29 protein-coding genes and 1 pseudogene are annotated in these 26,111 nt (G+C 33.7%); 13 read left to right on the forward strand and 17 right to left on the reverse strand.

The window, feature by feature from the left end; all coding sequences use genetic code 11:
- Window positions 1-98: 98 nt before the first annotated feature.
- Window positions 99-821, reverse strand: coding sequence for an MFS transporter (locus NSS74_RS13790; protein ID WP_340813812.1), 723 nt, complete (start codon window positions 819-821; stop codon window positions 99-101).
- Window positions 822-1,066: 245 nt separating this feature from the next.
- Here NSS74_RS13790 and NSS74_RS13795 point away from each other — a divergent pair, with 245 nt between their 5' ends.
- Entirely contained in the window at window positions 1,067-1,417 is a 351-nt protein-coding gene (locus NSS74_RS13795) for a hypothetical protein (RefSeq protein WP_340813813.1), read from the forward strand.
- A gap of 152 nt (window positions 1,418-1,569) precedes the next feature.
- On the opposite strand, the gene NSS74_RS13800 is transcribed toward NSS74_RS13795, so the two are convergent.
- Both NSS74_RS13800 and NSS74_RS13805 read right to left on the reverse strand, forming a co-directional pair.
- Window positions 1,570-2,235 (reverse strand): oxidoreductase, encoded by a 666-nt coding sequence (locus NSS74_RS13800; RefSeq protein ID WP_201051934.1) that lies wholly within the window; start codon window positions 2,233-2,235, stop codon window positions 1,570-1,572.
- Between the two features lie 116 nt (window positions 2,236-2,351).
- On the reverse strand, window positions 2,352-2,576 hold the full coding sequence (locus NSS74_RS13805; protein WP_002012427.1) for a hypothetical protein: 225 nt from the start codon (window positions 2,574-2,576) through the stop codon (window positions 2,352-2,354).
- 197 nt (window positions 2,577-2,773) lie between these two features.
- Between NSS74_RS13805 and NSS74_RS13810 the strand changes: the two genes are divergently transcribed.
- Window positions 2,774-3,724 carry a metal ABC transporter substrate-binding protein gene (locus NSS74_RS13810; RefSeq protein WP_201051929.1) on the forward strand — a complete coding sequence of 317 codons (951 nt, stop codon included), beginning with the start codon at window positions 2,774-2,776 and terminating at the stop codon, window positions 3,722-3,724.
- Window positions 3,725-3,862: 138 nt separating this feature from the next.
- The gene (locus NSS74_RS13815) at window positions 3,863-4,333 is read left to right on the forward strand and encodes a GNAT family N-acetyltransferase (RefSeq protein WP_002012425.1); all 471 of its coding nucleotides are present in this window, start codon (window positions 3,863-3,865) and stop codon (window positions 4,331-4,333) included.
- Between the two features lie 136 nt (window positions 4,334-4,469).
- Here the strand turns inward: NSS74_RS13815 and NSS74_RS13820 are convergent, their stop codons facing one another.
- Window positions 4,470-5,420 carry a CobW family GTP-binding protein gene (locus tag NSS74_RS13820; protein WP_002086082.1) on the reverse strand — a complete coding sequence of 317 codons (951 nt, stop codon included), beginning with the start codon at window positions 5,418-5,420 and terminating at the stop codon, window positions 4,470-4,472.
- A 166-nt stretch (window positions 5,421-5,586) separates the two neighbouring features.
- Between NSS74_RS13820 and NSS74_RS13825 the strand changes: the two genes are divergently transcribed.
- Entirely contained in the window at window positions 5,587-6,489 is a 903-nt protein-coding gene (locus NSS74_RS13825; protein ID WP_002141394.1) for an aldo/keto reductase, read from the forward strand.
- Between the two features lie 342 nt (window positions 6,490-6,831).
- Here NSS74_RS13825 and NSS74_RS13830 read toward each other — a convergent pair whose 3' ends face one another.
- Complete coding sequence (locus tag NSS74_RS13830; protein WP_085310583.1) at window positions 6,832-7,515, reverse strand: DUF4145 domain-containing protein; 684 nt, start codon at window positions 7,513-7,515, stop codon at window positions 6,832-6,834.
- A 353-nt stretch (window positions 7,516-7,868) separates the two neighbouring features.
- Between NSS74_RS13830 and NSS74_RS13835 the strand changes: the two genes are divergently transcribed.
- The 4 genes from NSS74_RS13835 to NSS74_RS13850 all read left to right on the forward strand — a co-directional run bounded on the left by NSS74_RS13835 (window position 7,869) and on the right by NSS74_RS13850 (window position 11,250).
- Window positions 7,869-8,516 (forward strand): hypothetical protein, encoded by a 648-nt coding sequence (locus NSS74_RS13835; RefSeq protein WP_133116640.1) that lies wholly within the window; start codon window positions 7,869-7,871, stop codon window positions 8,514-8,516.
- Window positions 8,517-8,741: 225 nt separating this feature from the next.
- Window positions 8,742-9,671, forward strand: coding sequence for a helix-turn-helix transcriptional regulator (locus tag NSS74_RS13840; RefSeq protein WP_061675446.1), 930 nt, complete (start codon window positions 8,742-8,744; stop codon window positions 9,669-9,671).
- A 92-nt stretch (window positions 9,672-9,763) separates the two neighbouring features.
- Window positions 9,764-10,696: an alpha/beta fold hydrolase gene (locus tag NSS74_RS13845; RefSeq protein WP_340813817.1), complete on the forward strand. Its 933-nt coding sequence runs from the start codon at window positions 9,764-9,766 to the stop codon at window positions 10,694-10,696.
- The gene (locus NSS74_RS13850) at window positions 10,681-11,250 is read left to right on the forward strand and encodes a YdeI/OmpD-associated family protein (RefSeq protein WP_234816581.1); all 570 of its coding nucleotides are present in this window, start codon (window positions 10,681-10,683) and stop codon (window positions 11,248-11,250) included. Before NSS74_RS13845 ends, NSS74_RS13850 begins: the two co-directional genes overlap by 16 nt.
- Before the next feature lie 387 nt (window positions 11,251-11,637).
- Here the strand turns inward: NSS74_RS13850 and NSS74_RS13855 are convergent, their stop codons facing one another.
- The gene (locus tag NSS74_RS13855) at window positions 11,638-12,222 is read right to left on the reverse strand and encodes a GNAT family N-acetyltransferase (RefSeq protein WP_002126982.1); all 585 of its coding nucleotides are present in this window, start codon (window positions 12,220-12,222) and stop codon (window positions 11,638-11,640) included.
- A gap of 75 nt (window positions 12,223-12,297) precedes the next feature.
- Window positions 12,298-13,770, reverse strand: a complete 1,473-nt coding sequence (locus NSS74_RS13860) for a flavin monoamine oxidase family protein (RefSeq protein ID WP_201038386.1) — start codon at window positions 13,768-13,770, stop codon at window positions 12,298-12,300.
- Between the two features lie 187 nt (window positions 13,771-13,957).
- On the opposite strand from NSS74_RS13860, the gene NSS74_RS13865 reads away from it, so the two are divergent.
- Both NSS74_RS13865 and NSS74_RS13870 read left to right on the forward strand, forming a co-directional pair.
- Window positions 13,958-14,149, forward strand: coding sequence for a DUF3896 family protein (locus tag NSS74_RS13865; protein ID WP_002012420.1), 192 nt, complete (start codon window positions 13,958-13,960; stop codon window positions 14,147-14,149).
- Window positions 14,150-14,253: 104 nt separating this feature from the next.
- Window positions 14,254-15,255, forward strand: a complete 1,002-nt coding sequence (locus NSS74_RS13870; RefSeq protein ID WP_002141391.1) for an LLM class flavin-dependent oxidoreductase — start codon at window positions 14,254-14,256, stop codon at window positions 15,253-15,255.
- Window positions 15,256-15,307: 52 nt separating this feature from the next.
- Here NSS74_RS13870 and NSS74_RS13875 read toward each other — a convergent pair whose 3' ends face one another.
- The 3 genes from NSS74_RS13875 to NSS74_RS13885 form a co-directional block, all read right to left on the reverse strand.
- Complete coding sequence (locus tag NSS74_RS13875) at window positions 15,308-16,249, reverse strand: alpha/beta hydrolase (RefSeq protein ID WP_002189348.1); 942 nt, start codon at window positions 16,247-16,249, stop codon at window positions 15,308-15,310.
- 255 nt (window positions 16,250-16,504) lie between these two features.
- Window positions 16,505-16,969 (reverse strand): DUF3939 domain-containing protein, encoded by a 465-nt coding sequence (locus NSS74_RS13880; RefSeq protein WP_000488199.1) that lies wholly within the window; start codon window positions 16,967-16,969, stop codon window positions 16,505-16,507.
- A 108-nt stretch (window positions 16,970-17,077) separates the two neighbouring features.
- Window positions 17,078-17,521 carry a Dps family protein gene (locus tag NSS74_RS13885; protein WP_002012416.1) on the reverse strand — a complete coding sequence of 148 codons (444 nt, stop codon included), beginning with the start codon at window positions 17,519-17,521 and terminating at the stop codon, window positions 17,078-17,080.
- A gap of 236 nt (window positions 17,522-17,757) precedes the next feature.
- On the opposite strand from NSS74_RS13885, the gene NSS74_RS13890 reads away from it, so the two are divergent.
- Window positions 17,758-18,798 (forward strand): YkvI family membrane protein, encoded by a 1,041-nt coding sequence (locus NSS74_RS13890; protein ID WP_002031445.1) that lies wholly within the window; start codon window positions 17,758-17,760, stop codon window positions 18,796-18,798.
- A gap of 33 nt (window positions 18,799-18,831) precedes the next feature.
- On the opposite strand, the gene NSS74_RS13895 is transcribed toward NSS74_RS13890, so the two are convergent.
- The 6 genes and pseudogenes from NSS74_RS13895 to NSS74_RS13915 form a co-directional block, all read right to left on the reverse strand.
- The gene (locus NSS74_RS13895; protein WP_002126974.1) at window positions 18,832-19,200 is read right to left on the reverse strand and encodes a DUF3979 family protein; all 369 of its coding nucleotides are present in this window, start codon (window positions 19,198-19,200) and stop codon (window positions 18,832-18,834) included.
- A gap of 266 nt (window positions 19,201-19,466) precedes the next feature.
- A complete protein-coding gene (locus NSS74_RS13900) occupies window positions 19,467-19,772 on the reverse strand; it encodes a hypothetical protein (RefSeq protein WP_002012413.1) in 306 nt (101 codons plus the stop codon).
- A gap of 164 nt (window positions 19,773-19,936) precedes the next feature.
- Window positions 19,937-20,884: a methyl-accepting chemotaxis protein gene (locus NSS74_RS27950; RefSeq protein WP_445661827.1), complete on the reverse strand. Its 948-nt coding sequence runs from the start codon at window positions 20,882-20,884 to the stop codon at window positions 19,937-19,939.
- A pseudogene (locus NSS74_RS27955) lies at window positions 20,879-21,919 on the reverse strand (HAMP domain-containing protein); the annotation flags it as partial. The pseudogene NSS74_RS27955 and the gene NSS74_RS27950, both read right to left, overlap by 6 nt.
- A gap of 208 nt (window positions 21,920-22,127) precedes the next feature.
- Complete coding sequence (rsgA, locus tag NSS74_RS13910; protein WP_016102176.1) at window positions 22,128-23,177, reverse strand: ribosome small subunit-dependent GTPase A; 1,050 nt, start codon at window positions 23,175-23,177, stop codon at window positions 22,128-22,130.
- Window positions 23,178-23,359: 182 nt separating this feature from the next.
- Window positions 23,360-23,887: a DinB family protein gene (locus tag NSS74_RS13915; RefSeq protein ID WP_044444235.1), complete on the reverse strand. Its 528-nt coding sequence runs from the start codon at window positions 23,885-23,887 to the stop codon at window positions 23,360-23,362.
- A 196-nt stretch (window positions 23,888-24,083) separates the two neighbouring features.
- Between NSS74_RS13915 and NSS74_RS13920 the strand changes: the two genes are divergently transcribed.
- On the forward strand, window positions 24,084-24,431 hold the full coding sequence (locus NSS74_RS13920) for a DUF4257 domain-containing protein (RefSeq protein ID WP_000426320.1): 348 nt from the start codon (window positions 24,084-24,086) through the stop codon (window positions 24,429-24,431).
- A gap of 84 nt (window positions 24,432-24,515) precedes the next feature.
- Window positions 24,516-24,740 carry a hypothetical protein gene (locus NSS74_RS13925; protein ID WP_002012407.1) on the forward strand — a complete coding sequence of 75 codons (225 nt, stop codon included), beginning with the start codon at window positions 24,516-24,518 and terminating at the stop codon, window positions 24,738-24,740.
- Window positions 24,741-24,924: 184 nt separating this feature from the next.
- Here the strand turns inward: NSS74_RS13925 and NSS74_RS13930 are convergent, their stop codons facing one another.
- A complete protein-coding gene (locus NSS74_RS13930) occupies window positions 24,925-26,100 on the reverse strand; it encodes an MFS transporter (protein ID WP_340813820.1) in 1,176 nt (391 codons plus the stop codon).
- Between the last annotated feature and the right edge of the window lie 11 nt (window positions 26,101-26,111).

Raw genomic sequence — 26,111 nt, forward strand, 5'->3', positions numbered from 1 at the left:
CCTAATCTTAAAGTTCAAATTTTATTTAGAAACCCCCATCTTTTTTTGCTTTTTAAACATAATCCCAATCCTAAACCAATTACCGCAACCACAATTGATTATAAGAAAGTGTCATTGTTCCCAGCAATAAAGGCATCTATTGAAATTGTTTTTTTCAGCTTTTGAATCGCATCAGCTGACATTCCGATCATCTCAGATTTATGTTCTTTTAACATTTCTGTACCATGAAACTGTGTACGATTCGATATCAACGTGACAATAAGACTTGAAGTTATTGCTCCAACTGTTTGCCCTAACGTACTGTTCATCGCAGTACCATGTGATACTTCTTCTGGCTTTAATGCATTGAGTGCATTTGTTTGAAGAGACATTTGAACCATCCCCACGCCAATTAAACGAATAGCATACGTTAAACAAATAACCCACGAAGCGGTTTCTAGTCCTAGATTCCCTAAAATTACAGATGCCACAATCATTAAAGAAAAACCGATTAGGATAAGTGGACGAATTCCAAAACGATCAAATAACTTACCGTTAATTGGTGCTAATAATCCCATAATCATCGCACCTGGAAGCATAATTAATCCTGATTTTAATGCTGTCATGCCTTGAATGTTCTGCAGAAATAACGGTACAGAAATCATCACCGAATACATTGCAAAGATAGTTGTAATTAGCACGAAAATAGATAATGTATATTTAGGGTTTAGGAAGATCTTAAAGTTTAAAATTGGTTTTTCTAAGAAGTTTTGACGAATGACAAAAGCTGCAATTCCTAAAACTCCTGCAATTAAACTAACAATAACTACTGTGGAATCCAAGCCTTCTTTACCCACAGCACTAAAATACCCGAACCAGAACAAAAGCATGAATTACTAAACTATATAGAATGGGCAGAAAAAACGAAGGGATTTTACGAGGAAAAAGGTTTTAATTTGGAAGTAATGAAAATAAAAAAAACCATAAAAATGGTTTAGAGTGTGATTACGAAAAACGAGGGATTACCTCCTTCGAACTAGGTAAAAAAGCAATAGACGCCCTTCTTGCGGAGGGCAAAGAAGTTACCTTGCACAATGTATCTAAAAAGACAAAAGAACTCGATGAACAAGGCCAAGGGATTCATTTTAATACTATAAGAAATCATGAAAAAATCTATGCGTATTATAAAGAAAAGAGTAAGAGTTATAAGAAAAAACAAAAAGAGATCGAAAAGCACCTTCCCTATCGAAAAAATGAAAAACATGCTTTTCACGAGTTTGAACAATTAAAGTCTGACAGGAATTTAAAGAATGTTTACAGACAGTATATACGTCTAACGAAGTCCGAATTAGCAACGCGTTTAATAGAAACTGAGCAGTATATCGCGAAAGGAAATCAGGCGTATTTGAAAAGGTTATTTGAGACGTATGAGGGATAAAAGTGGAATAAAATTGTCGTGATAAAAGGAGTGGATTCCCCACTCCTCTTTCATTTTAATATAAGTGTTAAACAACGTGTATTTACTGTTAATCCAAGCCTAAAACTCTATTTCCTTTGTCTTTCAGTAAAAGTCATTCTTCTCGGTTTTATTTATTCTATCGTTGTAATTTTATTTGAATTATAAATATGAATACCAGATTCTTCACGTAGCGCTGTTATATACATTCCTTTCGCCACATCTTTAGCTGAAATTGGTTTATACTTTTTAAAAGCCCCTTTAAATATAAACGGAAGAATACGAGATAATTTCTCAGCCATTCTTTCCCCAAAACGATATTCTTGTCGATTTCCAACTAATAATGACGGCCTGAAAATATGTATGCCACCAATAACTAACTTTTTCAGCTCCTCTTCCATTTTCCCCTTCACTTGCGAGTAAAAGAAAAATGATTTAGGTTTTGCTCCCATTGATGAAATAACAAGAAAATTTTGCACGCCTTGTTTTTCAGCTAAGCAGGCAGCTCGTAATGTATATTCATAATCTACTTTTTTAAAATTCGACTTCGACTTCGCTTTTTTTATCGTTGTTCCTAAGCAACTAAAAACATCATCTACTGCAAAAAATTCTTTGTATTCCTCTAATACTGAAAAATCCACCTGTTTCTGTTGCAATTTCTCGTGCTGTAATTGTAATTGTAATGGTTCCCTTACAAAAATAGTAACCGAATCGTAGTAATCTGAGTCAAGTAATAGTCGCGTTATTTCTTGTCCAACTAACCCACTTGCGCCAAGTACTAACGCTGTTCGCTTATTCATATATGTGTATACCTCTTTATTTACTATTCTCTCCTATAGCTAATCGTCGCTAACAGGAGTTTCCGTTCTCCCATTTTACCATAAGTAAAGCACTATGCGTATGCATAGTGCTTTACTTACTCTTTTTTCTCTTCTTTTTCTTCCGCTGGCAATTTTGTAATTGTTGTAGCATCCCCTAAATTACTTATTAGTCTTCTTAAAAAAATTAAAACAAAAGATAATGGCAAAACAACCGCAAGTATTAATAAGATAGCTTCCATGAAGTAACCCAAGCGCTCATCCCCTTTTTTCTGCTCCCTCCCAATATATGAAAGTAACATTGTCACATATGCACCAATCATAAAAATTAATACCTTTCTTTTTGACAGATTTATTACAAAATCAAATCGTAATGATTATTATTTATTGCAACTTTCATAAAGATGTATTATACTAGGTTCGCAAACTAAAACGTAATTATTCCGTTTTGTATCAAAACGATATTTTCTTCTTATATTTGGAGAAAATATAATTGTAAAAAAGAAAAGAGGAGAATTATATGCCTAAAAAATTAGCTCTATTTTCATTTATACTTATTTTCACACTCATCTTTGCTGGATGTTCTAACAACAAAGATAGTACAGCGAAAAAAGATGGGAAACTTTCTGTTTATACAACCATTTTCCCACTCGCTGACTTTGCAAAAAAAATCGGTGGTGATTATGTAAATGTAGAAACAATTTACCCACCTGGTGCGGATTCTCATACATTTGAACCAAGTCAAAAGCAGACTGTACAAGTGGCGAAAGCCGATTTATTTGTTTATAACGGCGCAGAATTAGAACCATTTGCCGAAAAAATGGAAAAATCATTAAAAAAAGAAAACGTAAAGATTGTAAATGCATCTAAAGATATCGAACTTCGTGCTTCATCTGAAGAAGAGCAGCACGATCATGGAGACGGTCATAAAGAAGATGAACATCATCACGATAAAGACCCACACGTTTGGATAGACCCTACTCTTGCGATGAAACAAGCAGAAAAAATTAAAAATGCACTTGTAGAATTACAGCCTGAACATAAAAAAGAGTTCGAAAAAAACTTTGCAGCACTACAAACAAAATTTACTGATTTAGATGATCAATTTAAAGCAGTTGTTGCAAATGCAAAAACGAAAGAAATATTAGTTTCACACGCAGCTTACGGCTACTGGGAACAACGATACGGTTTGAAACAAATTCCAATCGCTGGAATTTCAGCATCTGATGAACCATCTCAAAAGCAGCTTGCTGACATTACAAAAACAGTAAAAGAGCACGGTCTACAATATATTTTATTTGAAACATTCTCTACTCCAAAAGTAGCATCAGTTATTCAAAAAGAAACAGGTACAAAAATTTTACGCTTAAATCACCTTGCTACTATTTCTGAGGATGATGCAAAGAACAATAAAGATTACTTCACATTAATGGAAGAAAACGTAAATACTTTAAAAGAAGCAACAAACTAATCAACTATATTTTCTAGGCAGCTGAATATGTCATCCAGCTGCCTTTTTATGTATTTATCCTTGACTTGATCGAAATAACAAGTAGAATTATCCATATTAGCTTGTAAGCTATACTAATTTAGAAGGTGAGTTGGAACTATGAATCTTCACATTTGTGAAGTAACAGCAAATAATTGGCGTTCAGTTGCTGCTTTAGACGTAGCAAAAGACCAGCAGCAGTTTATTGAAAGCAATGCGTTTTCTTTAGCGGAATCATTATATGAAGAAAACGGAACGTCAGTAGGCTTATATGACAAAGAAACACTCGTTGGATACGCAATGTACGGTTGGTATTCCCAAAAACATGAAAGCGTATGGTTAGATCGTTTTATGATTGACCAACAATTTCAAGGAAAAGGATACGCAAAACGTTTCCTTCGCTTACTAATTCAATTCTTGCAACAAAAATTCGAATGTAAAATAATTTATTTAAGTTTACATCCTGACAACAAACACGCAATGGGACTATATGAGTCATTTGGCTTCCGTTTAAATGGGGATATTGATGACGAAGGTCCAGTTGTAGGTGTTGTAATGGAATTACTTATAGATGAAAATACAAGTCTGTGAAAACAGGCTTTTTATTATGCATTTATCAATGTTATGTTTTCTATTTTTAGTTTCGTTCCCTTATTACTTCATTTTTGTAATCTAGTATTATCTCATTAAAATGCTCATAAAAAATAAGCCTGCGATTTACGCAGACTTATTTCACACATTCTTCAAAATGTTCTTGGAACCATTCTTTATTAATATCTCTTCCGATGAAAACTACTTCGCTTACTCGCTCTTCGCCCTCTTGCCACTCTCTATCGTACGAAGCAGCAAATAACGTATGCACACCTTGGAAAACAATACGTTTATCTACTCCATCAATAGATAAAATTCCTTTGTAGCGATATAAATGCTCCCCTAGTTCTTGAACGACAGCTGACATCCACTCATTCAATTTTTGTAAATCTAACGGACGTTCTTCACGTAGTACAAACGATTTTACACCTTCTAGATGGTTATGTTCTGTATGAGGGTAAATTTGCAGCGTATCTTTCGTTTTAAACGTTTGAATTTGTAATAACGATGGAATATCTACCTCACAGTTAGTCGCCTCGATTAACTTTGCAGTCGGGTTAATTCCTTGAAGTTCATGCAAGAGATTTTCTTTCTCATTTTCTTCAATTAAATCTAATTTATTAACTAACACAACATCAGCAAAGGCAATTTGTTCTTTTGCTTCTAGTCCCTTTTCAAAATGTTTATGTATATGATAGCTATCTACAACTGTTACAACACCGTTAATTTGGTATGCAGATTGAATAACTGGATCTAAAAAGAAAGTTTGAATAATCGGACCTGGATTTGCAAGACCTGTTGTTTCGATTACTAATCCATCAAAGTCCATTTTCCCTTCTGCTTTCACATCCAGTAATTGTTTTAAAGCAACAAGTAAATCTTCACGCACAGTACAGCATAAACAACCGTTTGTCATTTCCATAATTTCTTCTTCAACGTTCATAATTAATTGATTATCGATACCAATTTGTCCTATTTCATTTACAATCACTGCTAATTTCTTGCCGTGATCCTCTGATAAAATTCGATTTAATAATGTCGTTTTCCCTGATCCAAGAAAACCAGTTAGTATTGTTACTGGAATCATTCCTTACATCTCCTTATAGCTATATGTTTCTACATTATAGCATACAGAGAAAAACGTTTTTGTAGCAAAACATATTTATTGTATGTACGACCCTGTAACTATATAATAATACGTAGTAAGAAAGCCTTTTCAAAAATATTATTCATTCATATAGGGGGTACTTATAGTGGAACGAGTTCAAATGGCCGAAACGCTAGAATTTTCTCGTATTATTCAAGGTTTTTGGCGTTTAGCAGAATGGAATATGCCAAAGCAAGAGTTACTTTCTTTTATTGAAGACTGTATGGATTTGGGGATTACTACTTTCGATCACGCTGATATTTATGGTGGGTATACGTGTGAAGGATTGTTTGGAGAAGCGTTACAATTAAAGCCTTCCTTACGCGAAAATATGCAAATCATCACTAAATGTGGAATCGCTCCCCCATCACCGAAATTTCCAGAACGATATGTTGCTCACTACAATACGAGTGCTGAACATATCATAAAGAGCGCGGAGGATTCATTACAAAACTTACATACAGATTATATTGATGTATTGCTCATTCATCGTCCTGATCCATTCACGGACCCAAACGAAGTGGCAGAAGCGTTCTCACGCTTAAAGCAAGAAGGAAAAGTTCGTCACTTCGGTGTTTCTAACTTTTTACCTTCTCAATTTAATATGTTAAGTTCATATTTAGATTTCCCGCTCATTACAAATCAAATTGAAGTATCTGCGATGCAAATGGAGCATTTTGAAAAAGGTACGATTGATTTATGCCAAGAAAAACGAATCAATCCAATGATTTGGTCACCTCTTGCTGGTGGAGAAATCTTTACTGGCCAATCAGAACGCGCCGTACGTGTACGTGAAACTTTACAAAAAATTGCTACTGAGCTAGGCGTTGATAGCATCGATACTGTTATGTATGCATGGTTACTTGCTCATCCAGCTAAAATGATGCCAATCGTTGGCTCTGGTAAATTAGATCGAGTAAAAACGGCTGCAATGGCAACAAAAGTTAATTTAGACCGCCAACAATGGTTTACAATTTTCGAAAGCTCTAACGGTCATCCTGTACCATAATAAACAAAAAGAAGAGCTGTTGTATTTTATCAAGACCTAATTTTAAAAAAGATAGAAAAATTAAAGGGTTCTACATATTAGATATGACTAATATGTAGAACCTTTCTTCTTTTACTAAAGCCCCCGTTAGTTGAATAAGTAATTTATCACTTTCGAATATATTTATATACGATATAAAAAAACACCTATTAGAAATATATAAGTCATCCCTAATGATTCTTCAACTTCTTTAAAGTCTTTATATTTCAATAGAATCAATTATTCCCCATTTTATTTGGTTAGAAATGCAGTACACAAGTGTCCTGTTTTTACTTTTAAATAATCAAAAAAAGCGAGTATTTTCTACTCGCTAGTTACCTCCACTGTTGGTTTCTGATTTTCCTCTTCCCTTATGCCCATATCAAATTGAATTTTTTTTAGATGCCTTGGTATTACATAAACATATTCCAAAATTATCTCTGTAAATTTGAATAGGGAACTTACTAATTGTTGATCAAATTCCACATCATCACCGTGTGCAGCTTCGTTGCCAATATCTTTGATGATAGAAGACATTACTGAAAGAATCGGTGGGATTACACCATTATCTGATAAATATTTCAATTTACGATATAGATCTTTCCCTTCCGCACCTTTATCCTTACACATTCTTTCAAGTGTTCTCCTTAAAGCCAGAGATGTTATAGCTCCATCAATATTTCTCACTTTATGTGCTGCTTCAAAAGCCTCTTTCACTCCGGAGGGAAACTTTATTACTTGAGATTCTATTAGAGGATATAATACCTTTTCGCTCCAATATTCTGTTCCATCTGGTCCGCACTCAAAAGTACTTGAGGATTTCAGTTCTAATGTAACTTTCTGACATACTGGACAAAGAAAAAGGTTATAAACATCCCAATATTCCCCGATTTGTATTTCTCCGTAACCTGGTTCATATTCAACTTCAGGAATATTATGTTTATACGTAGTCACTAACTCCATCTGTGTTTTATTTCCACAATGAAAACAAAGTCTAACTTCTTTCATTCCTCCTCACTCTCCTCTCATAAAATTTCTACAATAGGATAGTTTTCCTCTTTAAATATAAAAAAACGAGGAGACACCTATTTTTAGGTCAGTTAACTTGAACGTATCATAATAAAAGATACCCACAAATTAGAACATATCTAATATGTGGGTTATTTTTGGCTTTAAAATTCAACTAAAGCACTCCGTTAGTTGAATAAGAGTTGTAATATCATTACTAATCAAATTTATCTTTATTTAGAAAATACAATTAAATCATTCAATTACAATTACTTCTCCATCCCTTTCCCGTTTATTTGTAAGAGCCCCTCTTATTGGTTATACTAACTTTATTAGGGAAAGTAGTGTTGAGAATGAAAAGAAAAATCTTATTCGGTTCTGCTGCTATTGCCGTTATACTTATTGCCACACTTGGAGTTCGTGAATATGGGGCTCTTAAATATTCAAGCGACAAAGATGACTCAACAAATAGCAACATTGTAGAAGCATCTAAATCCCAAATTTATAATGCTGAAATCGGAGAATGGGTTTCAAAGATGAACGTATTACTTTCCGAACCGATGAACGACCCAAAATTGAAAAAAGCTAGTAACGCTGAAGGTTTCGAGTATTACTTGAAGTCACTAGTAGTCAATGATGAATCACCAATCCATTTAATTAAAGGAAATAAAGAATTGGAAAAAGATTATATAAATTTGTTCCTTTTAACAAGTTATATATCTAATAAGCAAGTTGCCCGTACGGTACATTTAGATCCTAATGGTGAAGCAATGGAATCAACAGATTTAGTTAATCAATGGGCACCTACTGATGAAAATACGCGTATTGCATTCGAATACATGAAGCAAATTATCAATGATTTAGACGTTGTAATTAATCATAATGGAAAAGGTGAACTATATGGTGTGACGCATGTATTGAACACGCGTTTGGCTTCGCAACAAACGAAAAAAAAGCCAGTCCTATTCGCTGTAGGACTGGCTTTCGTGTTGTCTTGCTAAATTTCATAACGTTTCGCACTTAAAGTATATCATGATTTAATTTCTCAATCAAAAGTATTGAGTATTCTTTTATCATACTTGTTACGTAAAAAAAGAACCTCTAAGCATACAAGACTTGAATAATATTTTTGTATATGAAAGATTAGTTCTTTTGAAAAGTTTTTTTAATGTATCATCATATTGTGTAGTGTAGAATGAAAAGAAACCTTATCTAAGGAGAACAAAATGAAAATAGAACGTATGTTAACCATTATTGTGATGTTACTTAATAGAAATCGTATAACAGCCAATGAATTGGCTCAAAAATTTGAAGTGTCGGTTCGGACTATTTACCGAGATATTGAAACAATCAATCTAGCCGGAATTCCTATCATTTCCCACTCTGGAAACAATGGTGGATTCAGCATTTATGAAAATTATAAATTAAATCATCAAGTACTGACTCTTAATAATCTGTCCTCCCTTCTTTCTGTTCTCAAAGATATTAATTCCACGGTTGACGACATTGAGCTAGAATCATCCATAGAAAAGTTAGAAAATATCATTCCTAAAAACAAGGCAGATGAACTAAAGCTGCATATGGAACAAATCATCATTGATTTACATCCTTTTGGAGAATCTCTAGAACAAAAGTCATTAGTTAAAACGCTAAGAAAATCTATTACACAGACTGATATACTGACGATTGACTACAGAAATTATAATAATATTGTCAGCAAAAGACGAGTTGAACCTATGTCACTCATATTTAAAAATTATACTTGGTACTTATTTGCTTATTGTCTTTCAAAAGAAGATTTCAGAATATTTAAAGTTTCCCGTATAAGTGATTGTTATATCGAAAATCAATCATTTGAACGTCGAGAAAAATCGTATCATGAGATTAGGACATTATTAAATGAGCAAACAATAATGACAACAATTGTCTTAAAGATTTCCTCTATAATGCAGTCTCGTGTGGAGGATATTTTTAATAAAGAAGATATTTCGGTGTTAGAAACAGGTGAACTTCTTGTTAAAGCTACACTCCCCGAAAAAGAATGGTTGTTCTCTCTCATATTTAGTTTTGGAGAGCATGTAGAGGTCTTAGCTCCAAAAGAAATGCGTGAAGCAATTGCTTCAAAACTCAGATTGATGGCTGAAAAATATCGTTAATTGCGTTTCTCAAAGTTGACAGACTGTTGTCAAATCACCGTGATAATATTGTTGTTATAAGACACATTTATTTTAATTAGGAGGAACGTTAAATGACAAACAATTATGAATTTCCAACACCAACACTTATCTCAGTTAACGGTGTGAAACTAGAAGTTTTTGAAGCTGGACAAAAAAATTTGGGGCGACCTATCGTTCTCTGCCACGGATGGCCAGAACATGCCTATTCTTGGAGACATCAAGTGACTCCTCTTGTAGAAGCAGGTTATCACGTTATTATTCCCAATCAACGGGGATATGGAGAATCTTCTTGTCCCAAAGAAGTTACAAAATATGATATTAAACATTTAACCGGTGATCTTGTTGCTCTATTGGATCACTATCAGTACAAAGATGCCATTTTTATGGGGCATGATTGGGGTGCAAGTGTTGTTTGGAGCATGGCTTTGCTGCACCCAGAACGTGTTCGTAAAATGATTAACTTATGCTTGCCCTATCAAGTTCGTGGAGAGAAACCTTGGATTGATTTTATGGAAGAAGTTTTTGGAGACGATTACTATTTTGTTCACTTTAACAAACAACCAGGTGTTGCAGATGCTATACTAGATGAAAATTCATCACAATTTCTTAATAACTTATATCGAAAGAATGCTCCATCACAAGTTCCTGGTAAAGGAATGGAAATGATTAATCTAGCTAAAGCAACCAAGCCATTAGGTAAACCTGTTATGAGTGATGAAGATCTTTCTGTTTATATCTCAGGGTTCAATAAGACAGGTTTCACTCCAAGCATCAATTGGTACAGAAATCTAAATCGTAATTGGCATTTATTAGGTGACGTCTCTCCTATTATTCATCAGCCAACATTGATGGTATATGGCGAGAAAGATATTATTCCGCCACTTCAAAATATAAAAGATTTTGTACCTAATATAGACGTTAAGAGTTTGGACACTGGTCATTGGATTCAAGAAGAAAGACCTGAAGAGCTTAATCAAATGATTTTAAAATGGCTGATAAAATGAGTGAAGCCTTATTTTTTATTAATCAAACAGAATTTATTGATTGGTTAGATATTCATCACCAAACAGCTAGTGAGATTTGGGTAGTTTTTTCAAAAAAAAAGACCAATAAAGCTAGTCTTACTTGGTCAGAATCAGTAGATTGTGCACTGTCGTTTGGTTGGATTGATGGGATACGAAAAACAGTTGATGAAGATAGCTATAAAATCCGCTTTACTCCACGTAAGTCTAATAGCCTCTGGAGTAAAGTTAACGTGCAAAAGGTGCATAAATTAATAGAACTTAATCAAATGAAGCCTGAAGGATTGACTATTTTTAATCAAAGAAATGATCAAACAGGTTATTCTTCCGCTAATAGGAACGTTACTTTAATAAAAGAATATGAGGATGAAATTAAAAAAAATCAAAATTCTTGGAAATTCTTTAATCAGCTTCCGGATTCTTACAAAAGAGATTCTATTTGGTGGGTAATGAGTGCCAAAAAAGAAGAAACTAGGCTAAGAAGATTGAATCGATTAATCGATTCATGGAAAGAGGGAGACATGTTAAGACCGTAGTTTTATCAATCAACAGCATTAATTTATATATACCTGGATTGTTTAGAGAGAAGAATATGTAGCTTTTGAATAAAGTTCGATTAAAAGTAAGTTGCAAACGCTGATTTTATACAGAAAGAAACCAACTGTTTTGAAACAAAGTTTGATCAAAACAGTTGGTTCTTTATTTATCTAGTTTGGTTTTTATAATAAAGATTGATTATTTCTGGTTGCGAATCTTCAATTAAAGCACCCTATAGTTTAAGTAGATTTCTTCACAAACTTGTCTTTTTTAAGCCTAATTAATTATTACTATCTAATTAACGAATATAATATGCATAGGAAAAGAGGATATATGCTCATATATTGAACATAATATCCTCTTATTAGTTTAGTCTATATAGTTCTTTACAGCTCTTCTTTTTCATACGTATTTCTCGTCATTGCAAATACACACATATCCCTTAATCCATTTCCATCCACCGCAACACTCGCGCTTTCTAAAGTACCCTCTAATTTAAAGCCTAATTTCTCTGGTATCGCTCTACTCTTCTTATTTAGAGAATCACAACGAATTTCTACCCGGTTTGCTTTCAGTTCAGTGAAAGCATAATCCGTTATTCCTTTTGCAGCCTCTACCATATAGCCCTTTCCACTAAACCTTGAATCAATCCAATACCCGATTTCAAATTGAGGTATATCCCAATTAATACGATGTAATCCGGCAGATGCAATAAATTCACCTGTTTCGTTCGAAAAAACTAGTAATCTCAAATCCTCACGCTGCAAAAATTGAATATGCGATTTTCTAATACTCTCTTCTATTTCTTCCTCTGTTTGCTCTTTTTGTGCAAAGACCATCCAAGGTTTTAATTCTTGTATTGAAGCTTGAATTGCGTCATATACAACTTTACCATCACCTGGTTTTGGCATTCGAATAAAAAGCCTGTCAGTATAAAATTCAGAAGGAAAATCGAATAATAACGGATTCACTGTAAACACTCCCTATAATTCTTTTATATATAATAATATCCATCTCAAGTTATACAGTAAAGAAATTTCTGAATTTTAAACTTTTTGATCATTCACTTCCATCGCCACACGCACTCCGGATTCAATCGCACCTTGAATCCATCCGTGATACAGCGTTGTATGATCTCCGGCAAAGTATATTCTCCCCTCAGGTTTTACAATGACTGGCTGTAATTCAGATTCTTGACCAGCTTGAAATAGTGCAAACCCTCCAAGCGCATATGGATCTAATGTCCAACTTTTTGATATTCCAGACATGAACTCATCATATACTTGACCACCTAATATTGTTGCTAAATTTTGTAGTGTGTAATAGATACGATCCCCCTTTGATAACCCATCCCATAACAACGCATCATAAGACCATGTATAGCTTCCTAACATCATAGCAGGCCCTTTCTCTCCGATTCCATGGCTTGGATAATACGCATAACGTATAGGAAGATCTGTTATAATTCTCCCACCTAATTGCCCTTGTTCCTCCCAAAAACGACTTTTAAATTGAATTCCTATTTTTGTAGCTGGCATATAATGCAATTCGCGAATTGTTTTCCACTTCGCATGAGATATCGAATCAAATGGATCTACTTCTACAAATCGCATTGTTGAAAAAGGAATTGTAACAATAACTAAATCCCCTGTAATACTACTATATTCAAAAGTTTCCTCGTTCCGGTAATAGGCTGTTACACTATTGGCTTGTTGATGAAGCTTCATTAATTTTTGATTATATATAATATTTTCTTCTAATTGTGGTAAAAAAGACTTTGGTAATCTATCATTCCCACCTATTATTTCGCAAAATCCGCTCTCCTCTTGCATAATGTATAAAAAACGTAACGTCTCAACGAATGACCTTTCTAAAAAACCTTCTAAATCTAATAGAACACCTATCATCTCAATCGTTACTGGCGAAAAATACGTATTATATTGATAAGGATGATATTTTAAAAATTGACCTGTAGAATATTTCCCAAAATCCTTTACTACAATATCCCAATTTTTCTCTGGGTTCTTTTTTATAAAATTTATAATGGGCTGTACCGCTAACATTAATAGTTCCTCAGACGTTTTCCCAACTTCATTCATTTCCACTGGATATCTTAAAATACTTGGATCTTTTTCGTATTGTTTTAATGTCGTTTTCCGACCATTTACGTAGATAATATCTGTCTCATTCCTATTAATAAAAGGGCTCACCTGTAGCCCAAACTTTCTTATATATGCCATCGTTAATGTATGCGAATACGGAATTCTCATCGCTCCAACATCTAAATATAATCCGGTATCTTCCATCCTAACTGTCTCTATGCGGCCACCTACACGGTTGTTCGCTTCAAAAACCTTCACTTCATGCCCTGCTGCTTTTAATAAAGATGCCGAAACTAATCCAGCCATACCAGCCCCTACTACAATGATTTGTTTCGGACGTGTCGTCTTCTTCAATCCCTTATTTATAACTTTTAACGTTTCATCCATCTCATTGTTAAACATTATATCTTTCTGCACAATCCCACCCCTTACTTCATGAAATACAAATTAGTGGTTTAGTGCATTTTATTCATAAATTCACTTAAACATAACACCACCACAATTTGAAAATTCACTAAAAATACATAAGGTGCAGCTCTCCCCCTTCCACATGCTTCATATTATAAACATACAGATAGTAACTGTATGGAAAGGATGGATACACATGAAACGTACTTACGATTATCAGGCTACAAAAAAACATTTAGAATTAAAGAAACAGCAGTTATGTAAAAAACTCACTAGCGTTAAACTAACTGAAGAAGAACGCAAGCAAATACATTTAGAAATTGATAACTACGAATATATATTAAACTTAGTCGAAATGAATCATTATGAACGAGGGTTTTCTCATTAAAAGCGGATAAAAAATTATTCACTTTTCCTTTTGAGCATTTCATTACGCATTTTTCGTAAGTAAATATATAATAGGATGTACATTAAGATTGAGAGGTATATTCTATGATCAAATTAAGTGTATTAGACCAATCACCTATTTCAGATGGTAGCACAGCAGCCCAGGCTATTTCGCATACAGTTACGCTTGCACAAGAAGTTGAGAAACTCGGATTCACACGTTTTTGGGTATCCGAGCACCATAATTCAATTAGCTTAGCTGGTTCAAGTCCAGAAATACTCATTTCACATATTGCCGCGAAAACTGACCGTATTAGAGTTGGTTCTGGTGGTGTTATGCTGCCACATTATAGTCCATATAAAGTTGCCGAGAATTTCCGCGTTTTAGAAGCACTTTATAAGGGCCGCATCGACCTTGGTGTCGGGAGAGCGCCTGGTGGTATGCCGATAGCAACTCGCGCACTTCAAGAAGGTAAAATGGTCTCACTTGATCAATATCCAGAACAAATTGCAGATGTTGCTATGTACTTACATGATCAAGTACCAGAAAACCATCATTATGCAAACTTAAAGGCTACTCCAGTTATCCCAACATCTCCTGAAATGTGGATGCTCGGTTCTAGCGGAGAAAGTGCAATGATTGCCGCAAAGCAAGGCGCTTCTTTTGCATTTGCACAGTTCATTAACGGATACGGTGGCCCTGAAGTAATGAAGGCTTACCAAGAACAATTCCAACCTTCCTATTTAGGTGATAAACCAAAATCAATCGTATCTATTTTTGTTATTTGCGGAGAAACAAATGAAGAAGCGGAGAAGATTGCATCAAGCCTTGATTTATCGATTTTACTATTAGAACAAGGAAAACGGACTACTGGTACTCCTTCTATTGAAACTGCTCAAAATTATTCGTATAGTGCTTATGATCTATTCCGTATAAAAGAAAATCGTCAACGTATGATTGTCGGTGATCCGTCTTCTGTGAAAGAAAAAATATTAAACTTAAGCAAAGCGTATAATACTGACGAATTTATGATTGTCACGATTACTCATCAATTTGAACATAAATTAAACTCTTATCGCCTATTGGCAGATGCTTTTAATTTATAATAACGAAAAGGAGATGCATCACATATGATGCATCTCCTTTTCTTACTACCAATCAATTGTTTTTGCTTCCTATATATTCAATAGCTTCTTTTAATAACTCATCAAAATTATGAGGATAATCATGATTTAAGTTAGGCACAACTTTATACTTATGTTCTATATTTTTATCCTTTAATAACGTTACAAATTGCTGTGTACCTTCAAAACAATCTTCATCTTGATCCCCACATATTATATATCCTTTTATGCTTTTATCATGCAATATTCCAATCATTTCTTCCCATTCTTCCATTTCCGGGAGCCACGGTGCCACAAAAATAAAACCGTTCACTTCTATTTCACCTTGTAACATGGAATGTAACGCTACTCTTGCCCCAGCAGAAAAGCCACCAATAATAATATTCCCAAATGTTTTATTCACTTTAATCTTATTGTAATGTCCTTTTAACTCTTCTCTTCCTCTTTCGATATTATCCCAAACATATCCATCTGAAAATTGAATTTGGGAAGATTGAGGCAATGCCAGCATAAAACCTTGTTCCATTACAGAGTTCCAATATGGTTCTATTATTTGTATATTTTCTTGATCCCCATGCAGTGTTATTAGTAGATTTTCATTTTGTTTGCTGTATTTATATTTCACGTCTGCTTGTTCCGATTTCTTTGCTAATTCTTCTCTTTCTTTACATAATTGAACCATTCTATGAAACTCTTCAAATTTATGTAGTGGTTTTAAATCATCATCGGAAATTAAATACTCACTTCCGTACCAAAATCCATTTTCTATAATTGCTTTCTTCATTAAATGCAACGCTTCTTCTTCAAGTCCTGCTGCACTTGCTAATGCATATTTAAAATTATATATTTGTGCTTCATTACCCATTACATCTTTAGCATTATTCATTATATAAGAATACGCTTCAAAACTTCCTTTATTTGCATAACAATGTAACGTTTCATTTAATAACTTAATATAAGTCATATTATTTTCCATATAGGAATTCCCCCGTAACCTTTTATAATAATTGCTTCTCCAATCTTCCTATCATTCTAGGGTCACGGTATAAATAGTTAAATTCTACAATTCAACTTAACAATACCTGATTCTCAGAATGATATTTAATAGTTAATGTATGTATACGCATAATACACCACTCCTTCCTATCCACTAGTTGTAGTATAAAGCTGAATAAACTGAAAAATCAATATTTTAATAAAAAAAAAGACAACAATAATATTATTGTTGTTCTCATAACATCTGCCCACTATTCTTTTTTTTCTTATCTGGTTTACTTGAAACTAAATAATGCTTTTCTGAAATATATAAGTTTCTTTTTAATATACGATTTAAATATGGTCCTAGCTTCACTCCGCATATGAGGCGATCTTCGCTATCTTCAACAATTGGGAACATTTCTTTTTCTGTTACATATTGATCTACGGCCTTTTGTACGATATCAATTTCTTTAACTAGGTTTAAATTTTCTTCTGTATGTTCAAATACTTCAAGCGTTTCCTTCGTTATCAGAAAAAAATTTGTTGGAAATGCAGGTAAATAGGGCTTTAACAAATCATAATTTACTGTGTAATCATCATTTACTAAAACTGTATAAACGATATTAGCATTCGTTTCTAGAAACTTCGCCATCGCTTGTTCTAATTCATCTTTCGTAATTTCCCTATCTTCTTTTCCAGTTCTGAAAAAGCGAAACATTGTATCGCCTCCTTTTTACTATATTATAGCATAAAAGAAAACTGAAAAATTATAAAAAACTCTATTGAAAGAATTTTTCAATAGAGTTTTTCTTTAATCCATTTATGTTTATTTTAAGAATGCACTTAACATCCATACATGTTGTTCTAATGTCGTATGAATTGCTAATAGCATATCAGCCGATGTTTCATCATCAGCTTCATCAGCTACTTCCATACCTTCTTTTAATTCTTGAATAAGTGCAGAAAAATCGTTTACTAAAATTTGCACCATTTCTTCTGCAGACTCTTTGCTTGTCCCTTCGATTACAGTTGAAGTTGCTAAATACTCTTTCATTGTCGCTAACGGTTTTCCTTCTAACGCTAAAATACGCTCTGCTAACTCATCAATGTATGTTCCTGCTTCATTATAAAACTCTTCAAATTTCTCATGTAATGTAAAGAAGTGCGGTCCTGTCACATACCAATGATAATTATGCAGTTTGACATATAATACATTCCAGTTTGCTACCTGCTTGTTTAATACTTCAACAACATTCGTTTTCGTACTCATACAATCCACTCCTCTTATCATGTTACTATCTTTTTAATGACCTAACTTCATTTTACCATACATTCCCTATTCTTTTGAATGAACAGCTTATATGTAACAAAGTTTTAACAACCTTAATATTTCCCTAATATCATATAATTCATGTATCCTTTCAACTACTTCATATGTCTAATTGTCCAAGCTCACACATATGCATAATAGTAAGTCAAGCTCATCATAGAAGAAAGAGGGATAACATGGACAATCAACAATGGCAAGTAGCAAAGAAAGTCGCTGCTACTTATATCGGAACGGTCGTTGGAGCTGGATTTGCTACTGGGCGAGAAATTGTCGAATTTTTTACAGTTAACGGATTGTACGGAACCATTGGCATATGTATAAGTGGATTTTTTTTTATTTGGCTCGGTACAAAAATGATGTTACTTTCATCACAAATCGGGGCATTTTCAGCGCAAGAATTTAATAAATATTTATTTGGGGATGTATTTGGAAATGTCGTAAATACTTTATTATTACTCGTATTATTTGGCGTAACTAGCGTTATGTTATCAGGAGCCGGGGCAGTATTTGAAGAACAACTTCGTCTCCCGAGACAACTTGGTATTTTCATCACAGTCATCGCCTGCCTCATTATTGGGAGCCGGGGATTACAAGGTGTTTTTGAAGTGAATACACTTGTCGTACCTATTATGATGATTTTCATTATCGGACTTGCTATTACAACCTTTATTCATGGTACAACTCCTATTATTGACACCGTTCCTACAGAAAGTTGGAATATGAAATGGATTACTAGCCCTATTACATATGTTGCATTAAATCTTTCTCTCGCCCAAAGTGTTCTCGTCCCATTGGCCAGTGAAGTAAAAGATCGAAAAGCTATTTTATGGGGTGGTATTTTAGGCGGCGCGGGGCTTTGCTTTATTTTATTATGTAGCCATTTAGCAATATTATCAGTTGAACAATTTTATCAATACAACATCCCAATGGCTGAAGTTGTAAGAAGGTTTAATGCAACTTTCCATTTTTTCTTTGTTCTTATCATTTTTGGTGAAGTATTCACAACATTAGTTGGGAATATATTCGGAATGACAAAACAAATGCAATCCATTACCGGATGGAAAAGTAATAACATTATTTACTTCATATTACTAATTAGTTATTGCTTTAGTTTCATTGGATATAGTGAATTACTTCATATTCTATACCCTATTATCGGTTGGGTGAGCATCATTTTACTACCGATTATTGCCTTTAAACAACTTCAAAAAACATAAAAAAACATCCGTGTATACGGATGTTTTTCATCTTCATTCACAGTCTTCACATACTTCCCAGTACGGCCCCATTTCTACTGCAAGATATGGCTTTAATTGCAAACGAATCATTCGACTTGGCATGCGTTCCAATACGAATTGAATGCCGTCTTCCTCTTCATCCAACTCAACTTTTGAAATAGCAATTCTTTGCATAGTAGTAATAGGGCTTCCATCTTTATATAAAGTGATTTTCACCTCATCATACTCATTAAAATACAATTCAACATTCATTTGCTTTTTTAACATTTCATCAACAATTTCATAATTATCATTTTGTTCCTGGATTATATATTTCCAGCCACCTCTATCTAATTTTATCGGAGCAGCTTGGAATAATGTCATCAAATCCTCGTATAGCATAAGATAACCCCTCTCTTACTAAAAAACGATGAGTATTTTATATACCCTTTATCTCTATCACTATCCATGTTTATTGTACCATATATCACAAATCTTACCGCATTCATTTGCTTTATAAACACATACAAAACATATAGTATTTTCAGTTCACTCTCTATTCACTAGTACGTCCTCTTACTGATAACTTATCACTTTCCTTATTTCCTACACACTACTTATAACTCTTAAAAAACCACAAAAAAGAAGAGTAATTTATATCACTCTCCTCATAAGACTTTTCCTGTAGCTGCTAATGCTAACACTATAATTAAACTTGCAAATAATAGTGATACAATTAAACTAAAAATCGGTAATATTTTCTTTTCATTCTTCTTAAATAATAACCTTAAACTAAGAATGATATTTAATGGAACAAATATAAAATAAAAGTATTTAACGATTTGTAATGAGCTATTTGAAAGTGTTTTAAATACAAACACTTCAATTAAAAAAGCAACAAAGAATAAAATGCTTAACCAAAACGAGACATAGCTAAGCCAAGAATGTCTTTTCGTTCCCCAATACACTCCCATACTGATCTCCTTTAAACGTAGTCTATATTATATTAATTATACACCCGCTTAACAAATTCCTCTATTTTTCGACAAACATTAAATACATTGAACCTCTAATCCGTTTATCAGCTAAAAGACTGTCTCTAATAGCACTAATGCTATTTTGAGACAGCCTCCCCTTTTTATACTTTAAATCTTTCAATTAATACTTGTAACTCTTCAGCCATTTGAGATAGTGTACCAGCCGCAGAACCAATTTCTTCCATAGAAGCTAACTGCTCCTCAGCTGACGCTGCAACACTTTGTGTACTCGTCGCATTATTTTGTGCCGTCATAGCAATTTGACCAACCGAAATAGATACTTCATTTGCACCTTTTGACATCCCATTAGCTGTTTCAACCATCGTTTTAATTTGGTCAGCAATTTCATTTGTAGATTGTAAAATTTCAGTGAAATTTTGTTTTGTTTCATTTGCGATAACAAGTCCAGATTGCACTTCTTCATTTACATTATTCATAGATTTTACTGTCTTACTCATATCATCTTGTATTTCACAAATTAATTTACTAATTTCACTTGATGATACACTAGATTGTTCTGCTAATTTTCGTACTTCATCAGCAACAATTGCAAAGCCTCTTCCATGCTCACCAGCTCTTGCAGCCTCAATTGCTGCATTTAAAGCTAGAAGATTTGTCTGATCTGCAATATTTTGAATAACTTCTAAAATATCACCAATTTGCTTTGATTTGTTATTCAACAACTGAATAACAGCATCTGACTGTGAAACAGATTCCGCAATAGATTGCATTTGATTTACTGTTTTTCCAACTAGCTTTCCACCATCTTCTGCTTTTTCGCGAGTGTGAGCAGAAGCAGTATTAATAGATGATGAGCTATTTGCTACATGCTGAATCCCTTCTGTTACATCAAACAGTAACATAGCACCATTTTCTACGCTTGCTGTTTGCGTCGTTGCACCACTTGATATTTCATCCATTGCTGATGTAATTTGTTCAGTCGCTTCACTCGCTTGTCTCACACTTGCTGTTAACTCTTCAGATGCAGCTGCAACATGCCCTGCTGAAGTATTAATTCTTCCAATTAACGTTCTTAGTGAATCTGTCATTTCATTAAAACCTTTTGCAAGTTGACCGATTTCATCGTTTGAATTAATTTCAATTGTTTGCGTTAAATCTCCTTCACTTATTTCTTTAGAAGTGGCAACTAATCTCTTTAAAGGTTTTGTAATAGAAAGAGTTACGAAATAAATAATTGCCCCTCCTACAACTAATGAAATAAGCATAACAATTAACATATTATAAAATACAGGCTGAGCAGCTTCAATTACTTCATTTGAGTACATCGTTCCACCGATTTTCCAACCTGTTTTTAAGTTTGTAGCAAATACCATTTTCTTTTCACTACCATCATACGTGTATGAAAAAGTGCCTTGATTATCTTCGTAGATTCTCTTTGCCCAAGAATCAGCTGCTTTATCTCCTGGTTTTTCTTGAGGATGCGCAATTATTTTTTGTTTTCCATCTAAAATGAAAGTATATCCTTTTTTACCAATATTGATTAACTTTGTTGTTTTCAATAAATTCTCTAAACTTAAATCTACCGCAACAACACCATTTTTATCTTCTGTTTGTTTCGCGATCGTTACGACAATATGTCCATTTCCTTTCGCCTTATACGGTTCAGTGACCACGATTCCACCTTGTTTACTCACTGCATCTTTATACCAAGAACGAGTTGTTGGATCATAATCTGCTGCCATTTGTATATTTGGTTCTTGCACAAACTTCTTATCATTGCCGGCAACATATACTTGTTCAATATCTTTATTTAAATTAATATATTGAGATAATACCTTTCTTAATTCATCTTGATTATCTCCTTGATACATATCACTATGAATCACTCGTGCAAAGTTATTTACTTCGTTAAATTTCGCCTCAATCATTTGATTGATTAAATTATCTAATATTTTTATATTATCGTGAGCACTACTCGTAATTTGTGATTCAAAATTCTTTTTAGCCGTTTGATAAGACATTCCTCCAATAATAGAGACAGCCGCAATTAAAATTATCAAAAATGAAATTAATAGCTTTTTTGCTACTTTTATATCTCGAAACCACCTTAACAGTTTACTCATTATAAACCTCCTACATTTAAATATTAAGTTTTAAAGATAAATAACCAATTATGAATATATCCCATTCCCTATCCTCTATTTTTACAATTCGTTTTTGATAAACACCTTGTAAAGTTTAAACAAATATCCCCCCTTTGTCTATATATATGAATAATATTATTATAAAATTTACAAATACAAAAAACCAAAGGAATAGTCCTTTGGTTTTTTACATTTTTTTATGTTGTTTAGAAATCTTCTTCCATCTATCTCGTTCCGCCCTTGCCAGAGTAATGTTTTGTTTTCTCATAACATATGCCAATTCTCTTTGCAGCTTTTTATAGCTTAGTAAGCGCTCTACGGGTATAGTTCCGTTATCTATAGCATTTCGCACTGCACATCCTGGTTCACCTTCATGTTTACAATCTCGAAAGCGGCAAGTATTTGCAAGATCTTCAATATCGGAAAATGTAGTTTGAATTGCCGTGCTTCCTTCCCAAAGCTGAAGTTCCCTCATACCAGGCGTATCAATTACTAAACCGCCACTCGGTAATTGGAACAATTCACGGTGAGTTGTCGTATGTCTTCCTTTACTATCTTCTTCACGTATATCTCCAGTTTTTGCTACAGCTGTTCCTATTAATGCATTTAATAAAGTAGATTTCCCTGCACCTGAAGATCCAACTAAAGCAATTGTTTTTCCTGGTGAAACAAATTGTTGCAATAATTCTATTCCGACGTACACTAAGCTATCAACAACAAATATAGGAACACCGATTGCTACCGCTTCAGTTTCTGCAATTTTCTGTTCCACATCTTCACATAAACTACTCTTCGTTAAAACAATAACAGGCATTGCACCACTCTCATAAGCCACCAGCAAATAACGTTCCATCCTTCTTACGTTGAAATCATGGTTAAGTGCATTCACTAAAAATAGATAATCTACATTTGTTGCGATAATTTGTTCTTCAGTTCTGTTACCAGCTTCTTGTCTTGAAAAAGAACTTCTTCTCGGAAAAATACGGTGAATAATTGCCTTTTTCTCATTTTCTATTTTCTTTATATATACCCAATCCCCAACTGCCGGATAATCTCCCTTCGTTAACGCTTCATGACGAAACTTCCCAGACAGTTCCGCTACATATTCACCATCATTACAAATAATCCGATATATATGCTTATGCTCAAGTAAAATACGCCCTACTTCATAGTTCTCTACAGCTTGTTCTTCAAAAAAAGAATCCCATCCGAAAGATTCTAAAATATTTTGATCCAAATTGATATCCTCCCTAGTTTGTACTAAGTGGAAGGATTGCGAACTATCTTATATAATATCGCCCTTTCCATCCACCTTTGTATTTAATTTATTATTCATTACAGTCATATTCGCCATAATACATCACTCCGATCTTATTTTAATTACTCTCATTATATGGAATATTGATTTAAAAAGCTACCTCATTTGACGTAATTTTCAAATAACTTTCTTTTTAACATTCTAATTTGTCCACGATGACTAATTTCATCTTCTATCACATGAAACCAAAGATAGTGCTGGTTATACGCTACACCGTTAGGCCACTTTCTTTCTGACATTAGCCATGTATCATCTACTTCACTCAAATACTTTAGCGACTCTTCTCGAACACTTTGCAAAAGTTGTACATAATACTGTATTTCATGACCATGAATCGTTCTCCCAACTTCCCCTAAATACAGTGCATCTTCCCATATTTCTAATTCTTCTTTTGTAAAGTCACGATTTTGAAATGAAATAAGCTGATGGGCTTTTTCTATGGCTGCTATATGTTTTAATAAGGCGCCAATTGAATTCCCACCACTTGGCATAATTAAATCTAATTGCTCAACTGATAGATCGTTTATTTCCTGTAATGTTACAGCCCTCGTATGTTCCAGCATGCTTACTAATTCCCCTATATTTTTTGTATAACCATCTACACTTCTTATTCGATAATCTATATTCATATCACGCACCCCTTTCTACATTCATATTAAGGAATAACCGCTTCATACAATAGACTGAAATATATCAGATTTTTCTGTTAAAATTAAATTGAATACGGAATAAACCTAAACAAACTTTCTCAATATGCTTATATGAAATATTAAAAGGAATCAATATAAAATTATCGAATCTTATTCACTAAAAGGAGTGGATTCGATGGAAATGTATCAATGGCTAACCGCAGTTCTCGTTGGTGGCATTACTGGCTTCGTTTCCCATCTAATCAATAACCAAGGCAAGTTATTGCTTCCACGCCGTTTAAAAACTTTTTTTCATTTTGGATTTTTAACTGATATCTTTACAGGTAGCCTCGCCGCACTTCTTGGACTCGTTTTATTCGATGTCACCTTAATAAAAGAAATTATAAAAGTCTCCATTGTGACCGCTATTTCCGGTCAAACGTTTTTACTTCACCAAGCTCTTGGTGGTGAACAGGCTAAAAATACGCAAATTGGGAAAGCTGATGAGAAAATCCAAGAAATTGACAAACTATTACGACGTTAGTCTATACTTTCTCTAAAAATTATTGTTATAATAAAAAATAAATATTTTCTATTGCGTCGTTTGTCAGAAGAAAGGGTGTTTCGTATGACAAAAAAGAAAATAGAAGATTTCTTAACAAACACCGAAAAAGAGGAACTGCTAGAAAACTATAAATGTTTACGAGAAGCCCGCACAAAAAGCGAAGCTAACTATTTTGGTGAGGCAGTAGACCATCTATTAAATAAAGTAAAAAAACGAATTATTGAAGAAGCAGGAATACATGATGAAAATGCGGCAACAGTTCAATCTAAACGAAAAGCACTGTTTTAGCTAAAACAGTGCTTTTTATTACGGCATTTTTCACATTACTTTCACATCTATTTCACAAATATAAGTATTCCTATATGTTAAACTAAGTATATCCTTTTCCAAGGAACTATATGCCGATATATAAATCCCTATCTCTTTAGGGATTTTTATTTTTTTGGATTTCCCCGATTTATTTTTAAAGGCTTTATGATGCAATTCCTGTTTCACTATCTTCACTAAGCTTTTCACTTTTTCTAAACAAAAATAAAGCTCCTATATATAGTAACGCAGTAAAACTACCTACAAGTATAAAATTGTGAGATGCTGCAAATAACATTCCTGCTATTGCCGCTCCAATCATTTGGCCAATATACATAGAAGCATTAGCAAGAGCGGCTCCTGTTCCTCTTGCTATACTAGACATATTTTGTAAGCGCCCCATCATCAATACAAACAAAATTCCTGTCACAAAAAATAAAACAAAGAATAATAACTCCACAAATATAATGTTCTTTACATGAGGAAGTAATACATATAGCACAGCTGTAAATACAATTCCACCATAGAAAGAAAGGTTATAACCAATTTTATTTACGATTCTTGGGCCAAAAATATTCCCTGTTAAATTTCCTAACCCTAATACGAGCATAGCTGTTCCTATTTCATGGACTTGTAAGCCAAATTGAATGGAAAGCCATACACCAAAAAATGAAAATGCAGCAAAATTACCAGTTTGAAAAACAAAATATGCAAAATAAGAAAGTGAAACCTTTGAATCTGTAAGTAATTGTTTATAGCGCTTTAAGATGTTTGTTTTACTTCCACCTATATGAACCGGTTGTATTTCTGGTAATACTACATAAATAAGAACGACAAGTAGTGCTGATAATATACCAATGACGAAGAATGGTGTTGTATAATGTATCGTTGCTAAATATGCTCCAATTGGCAGGCCTAAAATTTGGGAGATTGATAACCCTGCTGTTGCAATTCCAATTGCTTTTACAATTTGCTTCTTCTCTATAAGGAGCGGAATAGATGCCCATACTTGTGGAGATACAAAAGCTGCACTTACACCTGCTAAAAATCTAAATGTTAGCATCCATAAAAAACTCGGTGCCATTCCACACAAAAATGTACTTAATGCAAAAAAACTCATTCCTAATACCATCAATTTTTTTCTGTTTAAGCCATCTGATATAGGACCAGCGATAAGCGCAAATCCAGCGTATCCTAAAGCATATGAACTCACCATCCATCCTGATAATTCAGTTGATACATGATACACCTGTTGTAATGTCGGCAAAAGTGGTGAAATTAAGAAAGTATCTGTACCAAGCATAAACATTATCGTAAAGAATACAGCTAGCACTCTTTTCATTTAAACCTTCT

It is taken from the genome of Bacillus sp. FSL E2-8868, from assembly GCF_038005505.1.
In the GTDB taxonomy this organism is placed as follows: domain Bacteria; phylum Bacillota; class Bacilli; order Bacillales; family Bacillaceae_G; genus Bacillus_A; species Bacillus_A mycoides.

What these genes read in the sequence shown, in the direction of transcription:
- NSS74_RS13800 (WP_201051934.1), bottom strand. Translation starts at nt 2,235, where the DNA reads ATGAATAAGCGAACAGCGTTAGTACTTGGCGCAAGTGGGTTAGTTGGA.
- NSS74_RS13805 (WP_002012427.1), bottom strand. Translation starts at nt 2,576, where the DNA reads ATGATTGGTGCATATGTGACAATGTTACTTTCATATATTGGGAGGGAG.
- NSS74_RS13810 (WP_201051929.1), top strand. Translation starts at nt 2,774, where the DNA reads ATGCCTAAAAAATTAGCTCTATTTTCATTTATACTTATTTTCACACTC.
- NSS74_RS13815 (WP_002012425.1), top strand. Translation starts at nt 3,863, where the DNA reads ATGAATCTTCACATTTGTGAAGTAACAGCAAATAATTGGCGTTCAGTT.
- NSS74_RS13820 (WP_002086082.1), bottom strand. Translation starts at nt 5,420, where the DNA reads ATGATTCCAGTAACAATACTAACTGGTTTTCTTGGATCAGGGAAAACG.
- NSS74_RS13830 (WP_085310583.1), bottom strand. Translation starts at nt 7,515, where the DNA reads ATGAAAGAAGTTAGACTTTGTTTTCATTGTGGAAATAAAACACAGATG.
- NSS74_RS13835 (WP_133116640.1), top strand. Translation starts at nt 7,869, where the DNA reads ATGAAAAGAAAAATCTTATTCGGTTCTGCTGCTATTGCCGTTATACTT.
- NSS74_RS13840 (WP_061675446.1), top strand. Translation starts at nt 8,742, where the DNA reads ATGAAAATAGAACGTATGTTAACCATTATTGTGATGTTACTTAATAGA.
- NSS74_RS13845 (WP_340813817.1), top strand. Translation starts at nt 9,764, where the DNA reads ATGACAAACAATTATGAATTTCCAACACCAACACTTATCTCAGTTAAC.
- NSS74_RS13850 (WP_234816581.1), top strand. Translation starts at nt 10,681, where the DNA reads ATGGCTGATAAAATGAGTGAAGCCTTATTTTTTATTAATCAAACAGAA.
- NSS74_RS13865 (WP_002012420.1), top strand. Translation starts at nt 13,958, where the DNA reads ATGAAACGTACTTACGATTATCAGGCTACAAAAAAACATTTAGAATTA.
- NSS74_RS13870 (WP_002141391.1), top strand. Translation starts at nt 14,254, where the DNA reads ATGATCAAATTAAGTGTATTAGACCAATCACCTATTTCAGATGGTAGC.
- NSS74_RS13875 (WP_002189348.1), bottom strand. Translation starts at nt 16,249, where the DNA reads ATGGAAAATAATATGACTTATATTAAGTTATTAAATGAAACGTTACAT.
- NSS74_RS13880 (WP_000488199.1), bottom strand. Translation starts at nt 16,969, where the DNA reads ATGTTTCGCTTTTTCAGAACTGGAAAAGAAGATAGGGAAATTACGAAA.
- NSS74_RS13885 (WP_002012416.1), bottom strand. Translation starts at nt 17,521, where the DNA reads ATGAGTACGAAAACGAATGTTGTTGAAGTATTAAACAAGCAGGTAGCA.
- NSS74_RS13890 (WP_002031445.1), top strand. Translation starts at nt 17,758, where the DNA reads ATGGACAATCAACAATGGCAAGTAGCAAAGAAAGTCGCTGCTACTTAT.
- NSS74_RS13895 (WP_002126974.1), bottom strand. Translation starts at nt 19,200, where the DNA reads ATGCTATACGAGGATTTGATGACATTATTCCAAGCTGCTCCGATAAAA.
- NSS74_RS13900 (WP_002012413.1), bottom strand. Translation starts at nt 19,772, where the DNA reads ATGGGAGTGTATTGGGGAACGAAAAGACATTCTTGGCTTAGCTATGTC.
- NSS74_RS27950 (WP_445661827.1), bottom strand. Translation starts at nt 20,884, where the DNA reads ATGACAGATTCACTAAGAACGTTAATTGGAAGAATTAATACTTCAGCA.
- NSS74_RS13915 (WP_044444235.1), bottom strand. Translation starts at nt 23,887, where the DNA reads ATGAATATAGATTATCGAATAAGAAGTGTAGATGGTTATACAAAAAAT.
- NSS74_RS13920 (WP_000426320.1), top strand. Translation starts at nt 24,084, where the DNA reads ATGGAAATGTATCAATGGCTAACCGCAGTTCTCGTTGGTGGCATTACT.
- NSS74_RS13925 (WP_002012407.1), top strand. Translation starts at nt 24,516, where the DNA reads ATGACAAAAAAGAAAATAGAAGATTTCTTAACAAACACCGAAAAAGAG.
- NSS74_RS13930 (WP_340813820.1), bottom strand. Translation starts at nt 26,100, where the DNA reads ATGAAAAGAGTGCTAGCTGTATTCTTTACGATAATGTTTATGCTTGGT.